Below are 18,191 nucleotides of genomic sequence, written 5' to 3'. Positions count from 1 at the left end.
ACGACGGTTCGCAGCTCCGCTCCCATGCGCATCAGCATCGCCGGCGGAGGCACCGACCTACCCGAGTACTACCGGCACGGCCCCACCACTGTCGTAGCGGCCGCCCTACCGCTGCGTGTTCACGTCAGCGTCGCCGACCGGCCGGCCTGCGCGCTGGCCGAACTGAACGCGTCAGACACCACTTGGCAGTACCTCTTGCCGCCCGCTGACACCGCGCGGCATCCGTATCCCGCGGCCGCGGGAGTCGTCCTCGGACTGAGGAGCCTGCCGAGCATCGCCGTGGGCTCCCTCGTACCGCCCGGTTCGGGCCTCGGCGGTTCCGGCGCCTACTCCGTCGCCCTCGTCGACGCGCTCGCTCGCTGGAGCGGTCAGTCTCTGCCACCGTACAGAACCGCTACTCTCGCGTTCCGGCTCGAACGCGAAGTCCTCGGCCGCACGATCGGACAGCAAGACGCCTGGGTAGCCGCACTGGGCGGCGCGCAGCGCCTTGGCTTCGAACCCGACGGGTCCGTCACCGCTACCCCCAGCCCCGCCCTGTGCTCCGCGCTGGCCCGGCTCATCGACAACGGCCTGTTGCTCTACCGGGTTCCCGGCACCCGCGACGCCTCCCGCGTCCTGTCCCGGGCCCCGGAAGTCACTGCCGAGCACCACCGTCAGGCGACAGCCGCCGCGGCGCTCACCGAGGAAGCCTTCCTGAGCGGTGACATCGCCGTGGTCGGTTCGGCCCTGCGGGCGCACTGGGCCCGAAAGACAGCCGCCAACCCGGCCACCGACCATCCCGTGTGCCGACGGATCGGACAGGCCCGTGACACTGACGGAATAACCGGTTTCAAACTGATCGGCGCCGGAGGCGGGGGGCACGTGCTCATCGCGGCCGACCCCACTCGCCTTGATCGCGCCCGGGCCTTCCTGGACGGCCTCGGGCTCACACATGTCCCCTTACGCATCTCCCAACAGGGCCTTGACAGCACCCAGTCGACGGCAGAGCCCAGCCGATGCGAGGGGGACACATGCGCGTCGGCGTGATCGGTGCGGGACTACAGTGCAGGCGGCGTATTTCGGCACTGGCCGCGGACGACGAGTTGGTCGGCATCGCCGCACCCGAACTGAACGAAACACGGACCCGTGCCCACTCGGTCAGGACCCGCGTCTTCGACCACTGGGACCAACTCCTCGCGCAGCCCGGACTGGACGCGGTCATCGTCGCGACGCCACCCGACACCCACCTCGCGGCGACCGTCGCGGCTCTCACCGCCGGCAAGCACGTCCTGTGCGAGAAGCCACTCGCCCGCGGCAGCGAGGAGGCGGCCCGGATGGAGGCCGCGGCACTCGACCACGGAAGGCTCCTGCACTGCGGGTTCAACCACCGATTCCACCCCGCTGTCCGTGCTCTGGCCCAGATCGTGGCCGATGACGAATACGGCGCAACCCTCTCAGCCCTGGGCGTGTACGGCTATGGCATCCGCGAGGGCTACTCCGACGAATGGCGCGCTGACCCGGGCATCGTGTCGGGTGGGCAGCTGATGGAACAGGGCATTCACCTGATCGATCTCATCGACGCCCTGCTGTGGCCGATCGACGACGTGATCGCTCACACCCAGCACTCGTTCGGTCTGCCGACCGGGATCGAGGACGACGCCCACGTCATGTTGCGATCGGCCGCCGGCCAGGTGGCCATGATCCGCAGCAGCCTGAGCCAGTGGCACAACCGCTTCCTGTTCGAAGTCACCTTCGAACGTGCCACCGTGCGGATCGACGGACTGACCGGTTCCTACGGCGAGCAGACCCTGACGGTCGAACGCCGCGACGACGGGCCGTTCGGCGCGCACGTCACACGGTTCCGTGGCGCCGACCGGTCCTGGGCCGCGGAATGGGCCCACTTCCGGGAGACGGCCGCACAGGACCCCACGCCGCCCCCTGATCCGGCCGGCCGACGTGCCCTCGCCGTCGTCGAGGCCGCCTACCGCTCCACCCACGCCGGCCGCTGGACCCCCGTCACGAAGGAGACACCATGAGTCTGTCCAGCATCACAGCCCTCCGCGACGCAGCCGCCACCGTCACGGCCGGCCTGGACACGGAGGCGCTCACCGCGGCCGCAGGGGTGCTCGCCGACTGCCGTGCCACTCGCGGTGTCGTCCTGACCGCCGGGCTCGGCGGCTCCAGCTCCACCGCCTCCCACTTCGCCGCCGACCTGACCAAGTTCACCCGCACCCCCCACGAGCCGCATCTACGCGCCGTCGCCCTGCTGGACAACATCGCCTGCCACACGGCGTGGACCAATGACGACGACCCCGGCCTGGCCCTGGCTCACCTGGCTGAACCATGGCTGCCCAGCCACGCCGGCGCCCGCGACGCCGTCGTGCTCTTCTCCGTGCACGGCGGCGCCCGCGACGGCTCCGTCTCACGCGGCCTGGTGGAGCTGGCCGCCTTCGCCCGCGAACAAGGCGCCGCGGTGATCGCCGTGACCGGCTTCGACGGGGGAGCCACCTCCGATCTGGCCGATGTGCACATCAACGTCCCGCTGGACCGCGAGCCGCTCGCTACGCCCGGTATCGAGTCCGTGCACCTTCTCGTCGCGCACGCCCTCTGCCTCGCCCTCACCGATGGAGAAAAGCGATGACCCGACCTCGCACCCTGGTGACCGGCGGCGCCGGTTTCATCGGAAGCCATGTCGTCGACCACCTGGTCGCCGCGGACAGCACACCCGTGGTGGTGGTCGACAACTTCTCCAACACCACCCGCAGCTGGATCGAACCTCACGAGCGTGACGGCACCGTCGTCCTCCACGAACTGGACGTCCTGGAAACCGACCGGCTGACCGAGCTGATGTCGGACGGCGTGGACCAGGTCATCCATCTCGCCGCCAGCGTCGATATGCGCGTCGGCCTCGAGGACAACTGGGTCGACATCCAACAGTCGGTCCTGGGAACCCGCTCAGTCCTTGAGGCCATGCGGCGGGCCGACGTGGGACAGATCGTCTTTTCCTCCTCCTCGACCGTCTACGGCGAACTCGCGCAGCGCCCTACCGCCGAGCACCACGGCCCCATGCTGCCCATCTCCGTCTACGGCGCGGCCAAGCTCGGCGCCGAAGCGCTGATCTCCTCCTACTGCCACCTCTACGGCTTCCGGGCGAGCATCTTCCGCTTCGGCAACGTGGTCGGCGGACGCATGAACCACGGAGTCATCCACGACTTCCTCAACAAGCTGCGCGACGACCCGAGCCGACTCCACATCCTGGGCGACGGACACCAGCGCAAGAACTACTTCCTCGCCGAGGACTGCGCCCGCGGCATCGTCGACCTGGCCGCCGCGGCGAAGACCGACATCCTCGTCGCCAACCTGGGCTCCACCGAGACCGTCACCGTCGCCAGGATCGCCGCGATCGTGTTGGAAGAACTCGGTCTTGACGCGGAGATCGAATACGGCGGCGGCAAGCGAGGCTGGCCCGGCGACGTCCCGGTGGTGGAGTTCGACCTGTCCACGGCCCACTCCATGGGCTGGCACAGCTCGCGGGAGTCCGAGGAAGCCGTCCGCGAGGCGGTACGCCGCCAGATAGGCGAAGCCGAGCATGCCTGACGTCCTCCTGGTCGGCGACTGGCACCTCGCGTCGGTGACCGCCGCCGGGCTGGCACAGCTCGGCTACACGGTCCACATACGGCCCGACGCTCTGCAAACGCCGGACCGGGCAGCCTTCGACGCCCTCGTCCGCGGGCGCCGTTGCGGCGACGAACCCGAAGTCGCGGGAATCCTTGCCACCGCGCATGAGAAGGGAACCCTGCGGCCGGTGCTCGACGAGGCGCAGGTCGCTCAGGTCCTGCGGCACGCCGACATGAGCCTCGTCGTCCACGACACCGGAACCGCCGCCGACGGCACCGTCACTGACCGGCGGCCCGTCGCCGCATTGCGCCAACTGCTGGGGAGCCACCGGCGCTGCGGGCCCGTGGTCGTCGCGAGTCAGCTCCGCGCGGGCACCTGTGACGCCGCCCTCGCCACCGCCGGCCTGTCGGCCGACAGCCCCGACCTCATCCACATTCCCGAGAACCTGCGCCTGGGCCGAGCGGTCACCGACTTCCTCCACCCCGTACGGACCGTCGTAGGGTGCAACTCTCCCCATCTGCCCGAAGCCGTACGCGACTTGCTGGACCGCCTCGGTTCCCGCGACGAACTGCGCATGCGGCTCGTCGAGGCGGAGCTGGTGAAACACGGCACCAACGCCTATCTCGCCCTGTGCATCACCCTCGCCAACGACCTGGGGACCGTCGCCGGTCATCTCGGCGCCGATCCGGTGACGGTCCTCGATGGCGTCCGCGCCGACGAGCGTGTCGCCGCCGGCGCCCCGCTGCGACCCGGAGAACCGTACGCGGGTGCCACCTTGCACCGTGACGTGCGGGCCCTCGTGGAACACGGTGAACCCATCGGCCGTGACGGCCTCTTCCGCGCCGTGGCCCATGCCAACGCCGTCCACGCGCTGGCACCGCTGGCGGCCCTGGACAAGCACCTCGAAGGCGTCGCCGAACGGACGGTCTGCCTGCTCGGTCTGACCTACAAACCCGGGGTGTCCACGCTCCGCGACTCCGCGGCCCTGCGGTTGGCGGACGAACTGCTCGCACAGGGCGCCAGGGTCACCGCCTACGATCCGATCGCCGAAACCGCCGACCTCCAGGACGTGCACCGCTGCACCACGTTCACCGAGGCGGTGGCCGACGCCGACTGCGTGGTGCTGACCGTGGAGCATCCGGCCTTCACCGACCCGGCGTTCTTCGAGAGCGCCACCCCGCGGCACACCCTGCTGCTGCGGCTGACGGGTGCGGAGCGCCGCAGCCGCGTACCGACCCCGCACGGGTGGAGGTCGGTGGACCTGTGGAACAGCTGACCGCTGCCGTACGGGGCCGGGGATGGTGTGTGTTCTTCGACCGGGACGGCACGCTCAACACCCACGTCCTACGGAGGGGGCGGCGCACCTCCCCGCGCCACCCACAGGAATGGACCGCTCTGCCCGGCGTCCAGGAGTGCTTCACTCAGCTGCGCGCGGCCGGCGCCCTGATCGCCCTCTTCACGAACCAGCCCGACCTTTCCCGGGGACTGCTCGACCGCTCCGCGCTCGACCGGATGCACCGCCGACTGGGCCGACTCGACGGCGTCTACGTGTGCTCGCACAGCGCGCGGCACCGCTGTCGGTGCCGCAAGCCCTCCAGCGTTCTGCTGCGCCAGGCTGCCGTCGACCTGTCGGTGGACCTCGCCGGCAGTTACCTCGTCGGGGACCGTCCCACCGACGCGCAAGCCGGTCTGAACGCCGGGTGCACCGCGGTCCTGCTCAGTCCACGCACCCCGCCGTGGGCCAGCACGGTGACCGGAGTCCACTACGCCTCGAATCTCCTGGAAGCCGCCCACACCGTGCTGCGCCACCGCCGCTCCCAAACCGCCCGGCACGCAAACGGAACCCCTTCACCCAAGGAGTCAGCCCGATGAAGCTCGGCACCATTCTCGACATATCCGAGTTCGGCGACCTGCACGGCGGCGACGTCGTGGTCGAAGCGCTGGACCGAAAGTGGATCGAGAACTTCGCGGAGGGCCAGTACGTCTACCGCGCCCCCTGGGTCCGCCTGCTGCGACGCCTGCAGAGCGAGATACTCGAACGTGCCTACGCCAATGACTTCGAGGAGTGGCTGTTCCCGCGCCTGATCCCGCGTCAGGCACTGGACGACTTCCGGCTGAGCCAGTACGCGCCCGAACTCCTCGTGCCGGCCGGCCCGGACGGCGACCAGGTCCTCGACCCGGTCCAGTGCATCAGCCTCTACCACCTCATGCGCGGCCGGCAGCTGTCGCTGGACGAGCTGCCGCTGCGCATAGTGGAGACCCTCGGTGGCTGGACCTGGCGCAACGAGTACGCCGCGGACCTGGACGGCCCCATCAAGGCGCGCGAGTTCCTTCGCGTCGAGCATGTCTTCTTCGGCACCCGAGAGCAGGTCCGCGCGACCCGCGGCCAGGTGCGCCAGACCCTGACCGAGCTCCTCTCCGGCTGGGGACTGAGCTGGCAGGTCGTGGCTGCCGAGGGCTGCATGGAAATACCCTCCCTCGTCGAGGCGCAGGACGACGCGGAGACCGCCGACGAGGTGCCTGTGCAGGACATCGAGGTCCCCCTCAGTAGCAACCGCCCCGAGCGGGCCCGCCCGGGCTGGGCCGACCACTTCGACGAGCGGTTCGACCTCCGGGAGATCTCCGGCTGCTCTGCCGAGGGCACCCACCAGACCGAGAGCTTCCACATCACCGCGGAAGGCCAGGACTTGTGGAGCGGGTGCTGCGGCATCGGCCTGAACCGGCTCGTCGTGGCCTATCTCTACCAGCACGGGTTCGACGCCGTCCTCAAGGAGCTTGATGCCTGACCACCGGCTGGCGGTTCTGCTCCTGACCAACGAAGGCTTCCGACAGGTCGACGGCGGCGTGGCCCGGTACATCCACAACATCCTCGATTCCCGTGACGACGTCGCCGCGATCGCCGACGAACGAGGGGTTCAGGTCGAGTGGCACGTCGCCGAACGTGCCAACTGCGCGGGGCTGGACGAGAAGCGTTTCGCCCAGGCCCTGGACCGTTATGTCCACCGCGGAGCCGTGCGCTATCACCCGTTGGCCGACCCGCGAGCCCACAGCTGGGAGGTGGACCACTTCGAGCACTGCATGGCCCTCGGCTCGGCGGCCGGTCAAGTCGCTCTCACGGTGGGACGCGAGGCGGACTCCCTCCTCGTCATCTCCGGGATGAGCATGTTCGCCATGGCCGCACGCTTCGTCGTCCGGGCCGCCGACCAGTTCGGCCTCGCGGCGAGCTATGTGCACATGACCCACAACCCCGTCCTACGCCCCGACGGCGACGCCGAGCTGCCCGAGACCTACGCCGACTCGGTGATGGGACACCTGGCCCGATCGGACCCCCGCGTGTGCATCGGCTGGGAGTCGCACTGGATGCGCCACCAGTATCAGCAGGTCTACGGCATCCCGGACGGCAAAACCCTCTACGCCCGTGCCGGCGTGCCCACCGACGCCGCCAAGTTCCGGCCGGGCCCGCCGGACCCCGCACTCCTGCGCGGGCTCGGAATCCCCACGGACCGGGACCTGGTCGTCAGTTGGGGCCGGGGGGTGGCGGAGAAGGGCTTCCACAGGCTGGTCGACGCCGCTCGCCTGGCCGGGAACCGGCTGGTCCCGGTGATCCTCAACCCACGTCCCTACGCTGATCTGGAGGAGCACGTCCGGCACACCGGATCACCGGCCGTGCTCCTCCACGGTCAGGACGACCGAGTCCTCACCGCACTCTGCCAATGGCCGAGAACCCTGTCCGCGGCCTTCCTGTCCGAGCGGGAAGCCGCCTCCGTCACCCCCGTGGAGGCCGCGCTGATGAACAACGGGAAGGGCCTCGTCGTCGCCGTACTGCCCACTGGCGTCTACCCGGAGCTCGTCGAACCCGGTGTCAGCGGCCTGGTGGCAGCCGGCCGGGAAACCGCTGACGCGACCGCCATGCTCACAGCCGTAACCGAGCTGACCCCGAAGGAGAGGGTGGACCTCAGCCAGGCGGCCCTGGCGCGAGCCCGCCGGGAACACGACTTCCGCACGAACTGGCGGCGCTCCTTCCAGGCCATGCTCGACCGGCATCTGTCGGTGGTCGGCGCTCCTCCGCGCAGCGGAGCGCCGGCATGAGAACCGAAGTGCGGACGTGTCTCGTCGCCGGTCCGAGATCGATGGCACCTGGGCCGCGGGGGTCCGTCTGCCTGGCCGGCACCCCCTCCGGCCCACCGGCCGCAAGCACCTCTGTTCCGTGTCGAACCCGCACGGGACGGCATCAGCACAGGCCGCAGCCCACACCCACGAAGACAGTGGAAGGAACTACGACACATGCCGGCCCAGGAACCGCTCGTCCACGCCAACGCCCTGGTGAAGCGCTATGGGGACTTCACCGCCCTGGATGGCGTCGAGTTCGAGGTCCGGCCGGGCCAGGTCTTCGGCCTGCTCGGACCGAACGGGGCCGGAAAGTCCTCGACGATGCGCATGATCAGCTGTATCTCCAAGCCGACGGAGGGCACGCTACGCATATTCGACATGGACGCGATCGCCAACGGACCTGCGATACGCGCGAGGATCGGGGTCTGTCCCCAACAGGACACACTCGACCCCGAACTGAGTCTGCTGCAGAACCTGACCGTCTTCGCGCGCTACTTCAGGATCCCGCGTGCGACAGCGGCCACACGTGCCGCCGAACTGCTGGCGTTCGTCCGTCTCGAGGACCGGGCCGGACATCGCGTCGATGCGCTGTCCGGCGGCATGAAGCGGCGTTTGAGCATCGCCCGCGCCATGATCAACGATCCGGAGCTGATCCTCCTGGACGAGCCCACCACCGGGCTCGACCCCCAGGCCCGTCATCTCCTCTGGGAGCGACTGGACCAGCTTCGCCGACGTGGCATCACGCAGATACTCACCACGCACTACATGGATGAGGCGGAGCAGCTGTGCGACTGGCTTGTCGTCGTCGACAGGGGCCGGGTCGTCGCGACCGGTACACCCAGCGGGCTGATCGCTCAGCACTGCACCAAAGAGGTAGTCGAACTGCGCCTTCGACAGGCCGACGCACCCATGGACGAGCTGAACCGACTGGGACTGCGCGTCGAGATGCTGCCCGACCGAGCGCTGATCTACGCCGACGACGGTGAGGCTGCGGCGTCAGCCATCCATCGGAACGGCATCGAAGTCCGGAGCGTTCTGGTCCGCCGGGGAGGACTCGAAGACGTCTTCCTGCACCTGACCGGCCGAACGCTGGTGGACTGACCGTGGCCTTGTTCGATTCCCGAGCTGTCGCCGTCACCGCGCACCTGTTCACCAGCTACCGCCGTACCTGGCTCGACTCGGTGTTCAACTCGTTCCTGCTGCCACTGTGCCTGCTCACCGGCATAGGCTGGTCGGTGGGCCGGTACGTCGGTGACCAGCCCGAACTCGGCGTCTCCTACTTCTCCTTCGTCGGTGCCGGACTTCTGGCCACATCTGTTGTCCAGATCGGCGCCGCGGAGTCCGCCTGGGCAGTCTTCGGTGGCTTCGAGTGGAGCCGTATCTACCACGCCATGCGACTGACACCGGTCAGGCCCGCGGACATCCTGATGGGGCATCTGGCCGCGGTCGTCGGGCGCGCGACCCTCGGCGGACTCAGCTTCCTGATCGTCATCGAGTTCTTCGGCGTCGGACACCGGTGGACCGCACTGGCAGTCGTCCCGCTTCTGCCACTGTTCGCCGTCTCGATCGCCGCTCCGGTCATGGCGTTCAGTGCCACCGTGCGGAGCGCCGGGATGTTCGACGTCCTCTTCCGTATCGGCATCGTTCCCATGGCCATGTTCAGCGGCGTCTACTTCCCGCTCGACGTCCTGCCGGCCCTCCTCCATGCCGTTGTCCTGGCCCTGCCCCTGGCGCACGCCGCCGACCTGTCCCGCATGCTGCTGCTCGGTTCCGGCACCGCCCTGGAAGCGGTCGTCGACCTGCTCTGTCTGGCTGCCTGGGCCGTCGCCGGGCTCGCTCTCGCCTGCCGCGCCTTCTCTCGACGCCTCTCGGACTAGGAGGGTTTGTGCCTGTATCCACTGCCGCGGCGCCGGGCCGGATGGAAACCGTCCGACCAGCCCATGTCTGGGCGGTGTTCCTGCGCAACGTCGAGGCGGCCCGCCATGCGTCCTACCTGTGGGTCCTGCTGTCCGGACTCTTCGAGCCCGTCTTCTTTCTCGGCGCGATCGGCCTTGGCGTCGGCACCCTGGTCGGCGACCTGAGCGTCTACGGCCACACGGTCGGCTACGCCACGTTCGTGGCTCCGGCGATGCTCGCGTCCTCCCTCATGAACGGTGCCGTATCGGAGTCGACGTTCACCTTCTTCACCAGGCTCAGGATGACGAAGCTCCACGATGCCACGGCGTGCACTCCTGTCTCCTCACTCGCGATCGTCTGCGGCGAGATGCTGTGGACCGTCGCCACGAGTGCCGTGCACGCCGTGTCGTTCCTGGCCTTCATGTGCGCTCTCGACCTGGTCCAACTTGCCCGCCTGCCCGCGCTGTTCATCGCGGCCCTGCTGGTGAGCGCCGCGTTCTCGGCGGTGGGGCTGGCTCTTTCCACGTTCCTGCGAGGCACGCACGACTTCGACCGCGTCAACCTGGTGACCTTCAGCATGTTCGTCTTCTCCGGCACCTTCACGCCGACTGACGGCTATCCCGTGGCACTCGGTCTCCTGGCTCAGTGCACGCCCCTGGCCCAGGCCGTCGACCTGGTCCGGAGCCTGTCGCTCGACACGGTCGGCGGGGCCACGGCACTCCCCGGCGTCTACCTGCTCGTCCTGATGGCGGCAGGGCTGCTCCTCGCCGGCCACAGAGTGGAGAGGATCCTGCGCGCATGACCACGAACCCCGCCCGTACCGCGGGAGCGGAGAGGGGCCCGGACCTGTACCGGGCCGCGGACGCCCGGACCAACGGCACACGCGTCGACGCCTCCGGACCGCATGCCCGCTTGGTCGACGAATCGGTGGCCCGAGCCGTCGTACGGCTCTCCGGTCCGAACGAGTACGTCGAATTCCACCTGGTGGCTCCCGCCGACGCGCTGACCCTGCGCTACTCGCTGCCCGACGCCCCCACGGGCGGCGGCCGCACCGAACGGCTGGTCCTGCACATCGACGGGGAGGAATGCCATCGGTTGACCCTGAGCTCCCGCTACTCCTGGTACTACGGCGGATATCCGTTCACCAACGACCCGGCAGCAGGCCGGGCACACCATCTCTACGACGACGTGCACGTACTCCTCGGCCGGACATGCCCGCCGGGCACACGCGTCACTCTGCGCCCCGCGGCCGAGGCGGAAGTGCCGGTCACCGTCGACATCGCCTGCTTCGAGGAGACCGGTGGACCGGCATCCCCGCCGCAGGACGCCCTGTCCGTGCTCGACTTCGGTGCGGACCCGACGGGTACGGCCGACTCGACCTCGGCCATCCGAACCGCTGTCGAGGCAGCCACCGGTACCGAGCGCACCGTCTGGCTGCCCCGCGGCATCTATGCGGTGACCGACCACATCCTCCTGGACCGTGTCACGATCCGCGGCGCCGGCCCCTGGTACACCGAACTGCGCGGCGCCGGCGTCGGTCTGTACGGCCACCCGGCGCCCCGCCCCAGCACCGGCGTGCACCTGTCCGGGGTCGCGATCTTCGGTGATGTCACCGAGCGCGACGACGCGGCGCAACACAACGGAATCGGAGGCGCGTTGGGCGGCGGTTCCACCATCGAGGATGTGTGGATCGCCCACACCAAGTGCGGAATGTGGCTGGACGGACCCTTCGAGGACCTGACCATCCGGAACGTCCGGATCATGAACACGACCGCGGACGGCATCAATCTGCACCGCGGAGTCTCGGACGTCACCATCACCGGCTGCCACATACGCAACACCGGCGACGACGCCATCGCCCTGTGGTCCGACGGGCTGGCGACCCACCACAACACCGTGCACGCGAACACCATCATGCTGCCGATGCTGGCCAATCACATCGCCGTCTACGGAGGTCACGACAACCGGATCACGGGAAACCTGCTGGCCGACTCGGTCGCGGAGGGTGGCGGGATCCACATCGCCAACCGCTATGGCGCTGTTCCCATCGCGGGGAAAACCCTCGTCGAGGGGAACTCGCTGATCCGGACCGGTTCCTACCATCCTCAATATCGCGCGGGAGTGGGCGCCCTATGGCTGCTGGCAGAGGACGCGCCCATGACGGGTGACGTGACCGTCAGCGGGAACATCCTGACCAATAGTGCTTACGCGGCCGTGCAGTTGAGCGGTGGCCGTATCGACGGCGTGGATGTGGACGGGATGACCATCGAGGGCGCGGGCACCTGCGCGGTCCAACTGGAGGCGACCGGATCCGCCCGTTTCGCCCGCGTCAGCGCCGTCCGGCTCGGCGTGACCGGGGTACACCGCGCCGCTCCGGAATTCGATCTCCTCAGCGGAGCGGGCAATGAAGGCTGGGACGAAGAGTTGGCCGATCTGCCGCCGGACGGTGCCCTTTACGCGTCAGTCACCCGCCTCGACTTCGGAGCAACCACGCCGCTCACCGTCGGCGCTCCTCAACGCCTGGAACTCCACAATCCCGGTCCCCGACAAGTCTTCGTCCAACAGGTCGAACTCACCGGAGACTTCACCGCCACCTCGCCCATCCCGGTTACTGTCGCGCCCGGAGCAAGTGCGGCCTTCACCGTGGGATTTACTCCCTCACGTGCCGGCCGGCGTACCGGCGTACTCACCGTGCACTCGAACGCACCCCGCAGTCCGCTCCACGTCGACCTGACCGGCGTCGGCTTCGACCCCACTGGTGACAGGGCTCTCGGGCGACGCGTCAAAGCAAGTACGGCCATGGGAGGCTTCCCGCCCGAAGCCGCCGTCGACGGCACCGAAAGGACGTGGTGGCAGAGCGACGGCATGGGGTTTCCGCAATGGCTCCAGGTGGACCTCGGCGAGCCCGTGCCTCTCGCACGCATCGTCCTGCGAACTCCGCAGAGCTGGGATGAGCGTACCGAGACGTTGGCAGTCCACATCGGTCTCGCAGAGGCCGATCTCATACCCGCCACCCCCGCTGTAACCTGCCGATTCGCTCCGGAGCAGCGCAACACCGTCGTCCTCCCGCTCACCCGCACGGCTCGGTTCGTCCGTTTACAGGTCACCGACAACACCGCCTGGGCTGGGGCGGCCCTCTCCGCCTTCGAGGTGTATGCGGCGGATGGCCAGTGAGGACTGGGCGGCCGAGAAGCAGGGCCGCCCCGACCGGTGGCGGATGGCCGGCCCCGAGCGCAACACGTGGATGCCGGCGGTCACCCTCGGTTACTATGCTCACTTCATGCCGGAGGCCGGAAGCAAGGGGCGGACGGCCATCGATGGACTACTGGCGAGACAGGGAGATTTGCATGCCAGCCGAAACTCCCCAGATTCTCCCCAGGGCTGATGGGCGATTCCCGCTGTTGCGCGCCTCCGAGGCCGAGCGTGGATTTCAAGGCTGAAGAGGCGGGTGGCCTGGGAAAATGCTAAGAGAGGTCTTCGCAACCCGTTACGTCGCACCCCTGCGCTCCGGCGGCTCCGTCCCCGGAGTCGTCGAGGCCGACGACCTGGGCACGTACGTCGTCAAGTTCACCGGCTCCGCGCAGGGCCGCAAGGCGCTGGTCGCCGAGGTGATCGTCGGCGAACTGGCGCGGGCGCTGGGGCTGCGCTTCCCGGAGCTGGTGCTGGTGCACTTCGACCCGGCGATCGCCGGGCACGAGGAGCACCAGGAGGTACGTGACCTGCACACGTCCAGCGCCGGGGTCAATCTGGGCATGGACTATCTGTCGGGCGCGCGGGACTTCACGCCGGAGGTCGCGAAGACCTTCCGGGTCGATCCGCTGGAAGCGGGGCGGATCGTCTGGCTCGACGCGCTGACCGTGAACGTCGACCGCACGGTGCACAGCTCGAACCTGGTGATCTGGCCGACGCTCGGCATCGCGCCGCCCCGGCTGTGGCTGATCGACCACGGGGCGGCCCTGGTCTTCCACCACCGCTGGGATCTGTCCGCGCCCGAGAAGGCCTACGACTTCCGCCACCACGCCCTCGGCCACTACGCGCCCGACGTACGGGCCGCCGACGCCGAGCTGGCACCCAAGGTGACCGAGGAACTGCTGCGCGAGGTCGTGTCGGAGGTGCCGGACGCCTGGCTGATCGGCGAGCTGGATTTCGCCACGCCCGAGGAGGTCCGGGAGGCGTACGTCGGCTACCTGCACGCGCGCGTGCAGGCGTCCCACGCATGGCTGCCGACCGATTTCCCCACCCGGGAGGAGATCGCCGCCGAGCAGGCCCTGCGCGCGGCGAAGACACAGCAAGGCAGGCCGAAATGGCTCAAGCAGGTCCCCGACCTGCACGGCGAACCGGCCGCGGAACAGGATTGGTCGGTGCACCTGCGATGACGTCCGGGATCCAGCGCGTCCAGATCGAGTACTGCACCCAGTGCAGGTGGCTGCCCCGCGCCGCCTGGCTGGCCCAGGAGCTGCTGACGACGTTCGAGGCCGAGCTGACCGAGCTGGCGTTGAAGCCGGGCACGGGCGGGGTGTTCGTCGTCCGCGTGAACGACGAGGTGGTGTGGGACCGCCGCGAGCAGGGCTTCCCCGAGCCCACGGCGGTCAAGCGGCTCGTACGCGACCGAGTGGCCCCGGGGAAGTCCCTGGGCCACTCGGACAAGCCCGCGTGAGACTCAGCCCTTGAGCTGCTCGTACGCCGGCAGCGTCAGGAAGTCCGCGTAGTCCTCGTCGAGGGAGACCTTCAGCAGCAGGTCGTGCGCCTGCTGCCAGCCGCCGGCCGCGAAGCCGTCCTCGCCGATCTCGGCGCGGATGTTCGCCAGCTCCTCGGCGGCGACCTTGCGGGCCAGCTCGGCGGTGACCTGTTCGCCGTTGTCGAGGACCACGCCCGCGTTGATCCACTGCCAGATCTGCGAGCGGGAGATCTCGGCGGTGGCCGCGTCCTCCATCAGGTTGAAGATCGCCACCGCGCCCAGGCCGCGCAGCCAGGCCTCGATGTAGCGGATGCCGACCTGCACGGCGTTCACCAGACCGGCATACGTCGGCTTGGCGTCGAGGGAGTCGACGGCGATCAGGTCCTCCGCCTTGACCTCGACGTCCTCGCGCAGCCGGTCCTTCTGGTTGGGCTTGTCGCCGAGGACCTTGTCGAAGGACTCCATGGCGATCGGGACGAGGTCGGGGTGGGCGACCCAGGAGCCGTCGAAGCCGTCGTTCGCCTCCCGGTCCTTGTCGGCGCGGACCTTCTCGAAGGCGACCTTGTTGACCTCGGCGTCCTTGCGGGACGGGATGAACGCCGCCATGCCACCGATCGCGTGCGCGCCGCGCTTGTGGCAGGTGCGCACGAGGAGTTCGGTGTACGCGCGCATGAACGGGGCGGTCATCGTCACCGCGTTGCGGTCCGGCAGCACGAACTTCGGCCCGCCGTCGCGGAAGTTCTTGACGATGGAGAAGAGGTAGTCCCAGCGGCCGGCGTTCAACCCGGAGGCGTGGTCGCGGAGTTCGTAGAGGATCTCCTCCATCTCGTACGCCGCCGTGATCGTCTCGATCAGGACGGTGGCGCGGACGGTGCCCTGCGGGATGCCGGCGTAGTCCTGGGCGAAGACGAACACCTCGTTCCAGAGGCGGGCCTCCAGGTGGGACTCCGTCTTCGGCAGGTAGAAGTACGGGCCCTTGCCGAGGTCGAGCAGGCGCTGGGCGTTGTGGAAGAAGTACAGGCCGAAGTCGACGAGGGCGCCCGGGACCTGCGTGCCGTCGGCGTCGACGAGGTGCCGCTCGTTCAGGTGCCAGCCGCGCGGGCGCATGACGACGGTCGCCAGTTCCTCGGCGGCCTTGAGCGCGTACGACTTGCCCGACCCGGGGTCCGTGAAGTCGATGTTCCGGGTGTAGGCGTCGGCCAGGTTGAGCTGGCCGAGGACCACGTTCTCCCAGGTGGGCGCGGAGGCGTCCTCGAAGTCCGCGAGCCAGACCTTGGCGCCCGAGTTCAGGGCGTTGATGGTCATCTTGCGGTCGGTGGGGCCGGTGATCTCGACCCGCCGGTCGTTCAGCGCGGCCGGGGCGGGTGCCACGCGCCAGGTGGGGTCCTCGCGGATCTGTGCGGTCTCCGGGAGGAAGTCGAGGGTGGAGGTGCGGGCGATCTCGGCGCGGCGTTCCGCGCGGCGGGCGAGGAGTTCGTCACGCCGGGGCGTGAACCGGCGGTGCAGCTCGGCCACGAAGGCGAGCGCCGCGTCGGTGAGGACCTCCTCCTGCCGGGGCAGGGGCTCGGCGTCGACGATGGCCAGCGGAGACGGCGCTGGTGCGGACATGAGCTGTCACTTCCTTCAGCGGTGGCACCGGGTGCCAGGAGGTACGAATGGGGAATTTCGCACCCGCTGTGCGGTCGGGTGCTTCTGGTCAGTGGATATTAGTTTTCTCATCGTGGAACTTCAATGGTTTGTTGACGTCGAGATTCTCTGAGTCGAGGCAAGGTGGCGCTGGGTGCCACCCCGTTCACTCAAGGTGCTCCAGGTCCGCCGCCGTGTCGATGTCGTACGGCTGAGCCACGTCGCCGCACTCCACGAAGCGGATCCCGGCCGCGTGTTCCCTCAGATACGCGCGTGCCCCCTGGTCGCCGGTCGCAGTCGCCGCGATGCCCGCCCAGTGCGCGGCGCCGAAGAGCACAGGATGGCCGCGTACGCCGTCGTAGGCGGCCGAGGCCAGGGAGGACTCGCCCGTGTAGGCGGCCAGGACGCGAGCGACCGCCTCCGGCCCGATCCCGGGCTGGTCGACGAGCGACACCAGCGCTGCCCGCGCCTGCGTCCCGGCGAGCGAGTCCAGCCCGGCGCGCAGCGACGAGCCCATGCCCTGCTCCCACTCGGGGTTGTCCACCAGCACACAGCCGGACAGCTCCGCCCGAGCCCGTACGACGTCGGCGCGCGCCCCCAGGACCACGTGCACGCGCGTGCAGCCGGCCGCGCGCAGCACCGCGACGGCGTGTTCGACCAGTGGGCGGCCCCGGTGTTCGAGCAGTGCCTTGGGGCGGCCGCCGAGCCGGCGTCCACCGCCCGCGGCGAGCAGCAGCGCGGCGACCGGGCGTTCGTTCTGATCCGTCATGGGTCCTGCATACCTGACCCCGCGCGGGCCGGACGGTGCCCCTGGACTGAATTTCGGTCCTTGCGGTGGCGGATCCGCACCCGGTGGCGTTTACTGACCCGCGTCCCCCGGCGCGCGACCGGTGCCATGGGGCGCACGGGGGGATGAGGGCGGGACTGTGCACAACGGTGTGCCAGGGGGGAGAGCTGTGTTGCGGAGCTTGGGGCAGAGGCCAGTGACCGGCAGCGACGAGGACCCGAGGGTGGCGGAACTGCGGACCGCCGTGTCCCGGCTGCGCCGCGAACTCGCCGCGCATCCCGCGGACTTCCACGACCGTGCCGTCGCCGAGGACGAACTCGCGGCGCTCGCCGCGATGACCGCCGACGGCCCGCCCGAGGTGCCACGACTGCGCCGGTCCCTCCTGCTGATCGCCGGCGCGATCGGCTCGGTGAGCGCGCTGTCGCGGGGGCTGTCGGAGGTGCGGGACGCGGTGGAGTTGTTCGGGGAGCCGCCGCGGCGCTGACGCGCGGCGGCTGCGGGTTGTTTGTGGCTGGTCGCGCGGTTCCCCGCGCCCCTTCAGAACGTTGCCCTCGGGGCGCCGCAGCCCGGCTCAGGTTCCCGCGCACACCCCCGGAGGGTTACGCGCCCGAGCTCGCCAGGGCCTCCGACAGTTCCGTCGCCACCTGCTGGAGCACGGGCACGATCCGGTCCGTCGCCGCCTCCGTGACCCGGCCCGCCGGGCCCGAGATGGAGATCGCGGCGGCGGTGGGGGAGTCGGGCACCGTCACGGCGAGGCAGCGGACGCCGATCTCCTGCTCGTTGTCGTCGACGGCGTAGCCGATCCGGCGGACGTCGTCGAGCGCCGCGAGGAAGCCCTCCGGCGTGGTGATCGTCTTCTCCGTCGCGGCGGGCATGCCGGTGCGGGCCAGCAGCGAGCGCACCTCCTCGTCCGGGAAGCCCGCGAGCAGCGCCTTGCCCACGCCCGTGGAGTGCGGCAGGACGCGTCGGCCCACCTCGGTGAACATGCGCATCGAGTGCTTGGACGGCACCTGGGCGACGTAAACGATTTCGTCCCCGTCGAGCAGCGCCATGTTCGCCGTCTCGCCGGTCTCCTCGACCAGGCGGGCGAGATACGGGCGGGCCCAGGTGCCGAGCAGGCGGGAGGCGGACTCGCCGAGCCGGATCAGGCGCGGGCCGAGCGCGTAACGGCGGTTCGGCTGCTGGCGGACGTACCCGCAGGCGACCAGGGTGCGCATCAGCCGGTGGATGGTCGGCAGCGGCAGCCCGCTGCTCGCGGACAGCTCGCTCAGGCCCACCTCGCCGCCCGCGTCCGCCATCCGCTCCAGCAGGTCGAAGGCGCGCTCGAGGGACTGGACGCCGCCGCCGTTGGCGGACTTGGCGGCGTCGGTGGTGCTGGCGCTGGACGTCGGCACGGCGCGTTCCTTTCGAGGCTGACAGGAGGGCAGAAGCCTACCCGGCAGCCGGTTGACTCCCCGCTTGTGCGTAACTACGTTCTGCTTGCTGGAATTGTAATTC

18 protein-coding genes are annotated in these 18,191 nt (G+C 69.5%); 15 read left to right on the top strand and 3 right to left on the bottom strand.

What is annotated here, in order from left to right; translation table 11 throughout:
• Positions 1-24: 24 nt before the first annotated feature.
• The 14 genes from I2W78_RS06190 (at position 25) to I2W78_RS06125 (ending at position 14,260) form a co-directional block, all read left to right on the top strand.
• Complete coding sequence (locus I2W78_RS06190; protein WP_196457665.1) at positions 25-1,026, top strand: GHMP family kinase ATP-binding protein; 1,002 nt, start codon at positions 25-27, stop codon at positions 1,024-1,026.
• Positions 1,011-2,015 carry a Gfo/Idh/MocA family protein gene (locus I2W78_RS06185; protein ID WP_196457663.1) on the top strand — a complete coding sequence of 335 codons (1,005 nt, stop codon included), beginning with the start codon at positions 1,011-1,013 and terminating at the stop codon, positions 2,013-2,015. The genes I2W78_RS06190 and I2W78_RS06185 overlap by 16 nt, the downstream gene beginning before the upstream one ends.
• Positions 2,012-2,620, top strand: a complete 609-nt coding sequence (locus I2W78_RS06180; protein WP_196457661.1) for an SIS domain-containing protein — start codon at positions 2,012-2,014, stop codon at positions 2,618-2,620. Before I2W78_RS06185 ends, I2W78_RS06180 begins: the two co-directional genes overlap by 4 nt.
• Positions 2,617-3,576, top strand: coding sequence for an NAD-dependent epimerase/dehydratase family protein (locus tag I2W78_RS06175; RefSeq protein ID WP_196457659.1), 960 nt, complete (start codon positions 2,617-2,619; stop codon positions 3,574-3,576). Before I2W78_RS06180 ends, I2W78_RS06175 begins: the two co-directional genes overlap by 4 nt.
• On the top strand, positions 3,569-4,873 hold the full coding sequence (locus tag I2W78_RS06170) for a UDP-glucose/GDP-mannose dehydrogenase family protein (RefSeq protein WP_196457657.1): 1,305 nt from the start codon (positions 3,569-3,571) through the stop codon (positions 4,871-4,873). The genes I2W78_RS06175 and I2W78_RS06170 overlap by 8 nt, the downstream gene beginning before the upstream one ends.
• Entirely contained in the window at positions 4,861-5,469 is a 609-nt protein-coding gene (locus I2W78_RS06165) for a D-glycero-alpha-D-manno-heptose-1,7-bisphosphate 7-phosphatase (protein ID WP_196457655.1), read from the top strand. Before I2W78_RS06170 ends, I2W78_RS06165 begins: the two co-directional genes overlap by 13 nt.
• Positions 5,466-6,383 carry an aminoacyl--tRNA ligase-related protein gene (locus tag I2W78_RS06160; protein WP_196457653.1) on the top strand — a complete coding sequence of 306 codons (918 nt, stop codon included), beginning with the start codon at positions 5,466-5,468 and terminating at the stop codon, positions 6,381-6,383. Before I2W78_RS06165 ends, I2W78_RS06160 begins: the two co-directional genes overlap by 4 nt.
• Positions 6,376-7,686: a glycosyltransferase family 4 protein gene (locus I2W78_RS06155; RefSeq protein WP_196457651.1), complete on the top strand. Its 1,311-nt coding sequence runs from the start codon at positions 6,376-6,378 to the stop codon at positions 7,684-7,686. The genes I2W78_RS06160 and I2W78_RS06155 overlap by 8 nt, the downstream gene beginning before the upstream one ends.
• A gap of 195 nt (positions 7,687-7,881) precedes the next feature.
• Positions 7,882-8,808 (top strand): ABC transporter ATP-binding protein, encoded by a 927-nt coding sequence (locus I2W78_RS06150; protein WP_196457650.1) that lies wholly within the window; start codon positions 7,882-7,884, stop codon positions 8,806-8,808.
• Positions 8,809-8,810: 2 nt separating this feature from the next.
• Positions 8,811-9,584: an ABC transporter permease gene (locus I2W78_RS06145; protein WP_196457649.1), complete on the top strand. Its 774-nt coding sequence runs from the start codon at positions 8,811-8,813 to the stop codon at positions 9,582-9,584.
• 8 nt (positions 9,585-9,592) lie between these two features.
• Positions 9,593-10,405 (top strand): ABC transporter permease, encoded by an 813-nt coding sequence (locus I2W78_RS06140; RefSeq protein ID WP_196457648.1) that lies wholly within the window; start codon positions 9,593-9,595, stop codon positions 10,403-10,405.
• A complete protein-coding gene (locus I2W78_RS06135; protein WP_196457647.1) occupies positions 10,402-12,777 on the top strand; it encodes a glycosyl hydrolase family 28-related protein in 2,376 nt (791 codons plus the stop codon). The genes I2W78_RS06140 and I2W78_RS06135 overlap by 4 nt, the downstream gene beginning before the upstream one ends.
• 287 nt (positions 12,778-13,064) lie before the next feature.
• On the top strand, positions 13,065-13,979 hold the full coding sequence (locus I2W78_RS06130) for a HipA family kinase (protein ID WP_196457646.1): 915 nt from the start codon (positions 13,065-13,067) through the stop codon (positions 13,977-13,979).
• A complete protein-coding gene (locus I2W78_RS06125) occupies positions 13,976-14,260 on the top strand; it encodes a SelT/SelW/SelH family protein (protein WP_196457645.1) in 285 nt (94 codons plus the stop codon). The genes I2W78_RS06130 and I2W78_RS06125 overlap by 4 nt, the downstream gene beginning before the upstream one ends.
• A 3-nt stretch (positions 14,261-14,263) precedes the next feature.
• On the opposite strand, the gene aceB is transcribed toward I2W78_RS06125, so the two are convergent.
• Both aceB and I2W78_RS06115 read right to left on the bottom strand, forming a co-directional pair.
• Positions 14,264-15,889, bottom strand: coding sequence for a malate synthase A (aceB, locus tag I2W78_RS06120; RefSeq protein WP_196457644.1), 1,626 nt, complete (start codon positions 15,887-15,889; stop codon positions 14,264-14,266).
• Between the two features lie 184 nt (positions 15,890-16,073).
• A complete protein-coding gene (locus I2W78_RS06115; protein WP_196457642.1) occupies positions 16,074-16,676 on the bottom strand; it encodes a nucleotidyltransferase family protein in 603 nt (200 codons plus the stop codon).
• A gap of 214 nt (positions 16,677-16,890) precedes the next feature.
• On the opposite strand from I2W78_RS06115, the gene I2W78_RS06110 reads away from it, so the two are divergent.
• Complete coding sequence (locus I2W78_RS06110; protein WP_307783614.1) at positions 16,891-17,178, top strand: DUF5955 family protein; 288 nt, start codon at positions 16,891-16,893, stop codon at positions 17,176-17,178.
• 115 nt (positions 17,179-17,293) lie between these two features.
• Here I2W78_RS06110 and I2W78_RS06105 read toward each other — a convergent pair whose 3' ends face one another.
• Positions 17,294-18,088 (bottom strand): IclR family transcriptional regulator, encoded by a 795-nt coding sequence (locus tag I2W78_RS06105; RefSeq protein WP_196457638.1) that lies wholly within the window; start codon positions 18,086-18,088, stop codon positions 17,294-17,296.
• Positions 18,089-18,191 lie beyond the last annotated feature (103 nt).

The sequence above is a fragment of the Streptomyces spinoverrucosus genome, assembly GCF_015712165.1.
Lineage (GTDB): Bacteria > Actinomycetota > Actinomycetes > Streptomycetales > Streptomycetaceae > Streptomyces > Streptomyces spinoverrucosus_A.
The sequence above is the reverse complement of the archived record's forward strand: the minus strand, read 5'-3'. Positions and strand labels throughout refer to the sequence as shown.

Excerpts from the sequence above, each read along its gene's own strand:
- I2W78_RS06185 (WP_196457663.1), top strand. The coding sequence starts at position 1,011 with ATGCGCGTCGGCGTGATCGGTGCGGGACTACAGTGCAGGCGGCGTATT.
- I2W78_RS06170 (WP_196457657.1), top strand. The coding sequence starts at position 3,569 with ATGCCTGACGTCCTCCTGGTCGGCGACTGGCACCTCGCGTCGGTGACC.
- I2W78_RS06150 (WP_196457650.1), top strand. The coding sequence starts at position 7,882 with ATGCCGGCCCAGGAACCGCTCGTCCACGCCAACGCCCTGGTGAAGCGC.
- I2W78_RS06190 (WP_196457665.1), top strand. The coding sequence starts at position 25 with ATGCGCATCAGCATCGCCGGCGGAGGCACCGACCTACCCGAGTACTAC.
- I2W78_RS06180 (WP_196457661.1), top strand. The coding sequence starts at position 2,012 with ATGAGTCTGTCCAGCATCACAGCCCTCCGCGACGCAGCCGCCACCGTC.
- I2W78_RS06135 (WP_196457647.1), top strand. The coding sequence starts at position 10,402 with ATGACCACGAACCCCGCCCGTACCGCGGGAGCGGAGAGGGGCCCGGAC.
- I2W78_RS06175 (WP_196457659.1), top strand. The coding sequence starts at position 2,617 with ATGACCCGACCTCGCACCCTGGTGACCGGCGGCGCCGGTTTCATCGGA.
- I2W78_RS06125 (WP_196457645.1), top strand. The coding sequence starts at position 13,976 with ATGACGTCCGGGATCCAGCGCGTCCAGATCGAGTACTGCACCCAGTGC.
- aceB (WP_196457644.1), bottom strand. The coding sequence starts at position 15,889 with ATGTCCGCACCAGCGCCGTCTCCGCTGGCCATCGTCGACGCCGAGCCC.
- I2W78_RS06130 (WP_196457646.1), top strand. The coding sequence starts at position 13,065 with ATGCTAAGAGAGGTCTTCGCAACCCGTTACGTCGCACCCCTGCGCTCC.
- I2W78_RS06155 (WP_196457651.1), top strand. The coding sequence starts at position 6,376 with ATGCCTGACCACCGGCTGGCGGTTCTGCTCCTGACCAACGAAGGCTTC.
- I2W78_RS06115 (WP_196457642.1), bottom strand. The coding sequence starts at position 16,676 with ATGACGGATCAGAACGAACGCCCGGTCGCCGCGCTGCTGCTCGCCGCG.
- I2W78_RS06160 (WP_196457653.1), top strand. The coding sequence starts at position 5,466 with ATGAAGCTCGGCACCATTCTCGACATATCCGAGTTCGGCGACCTGCAC.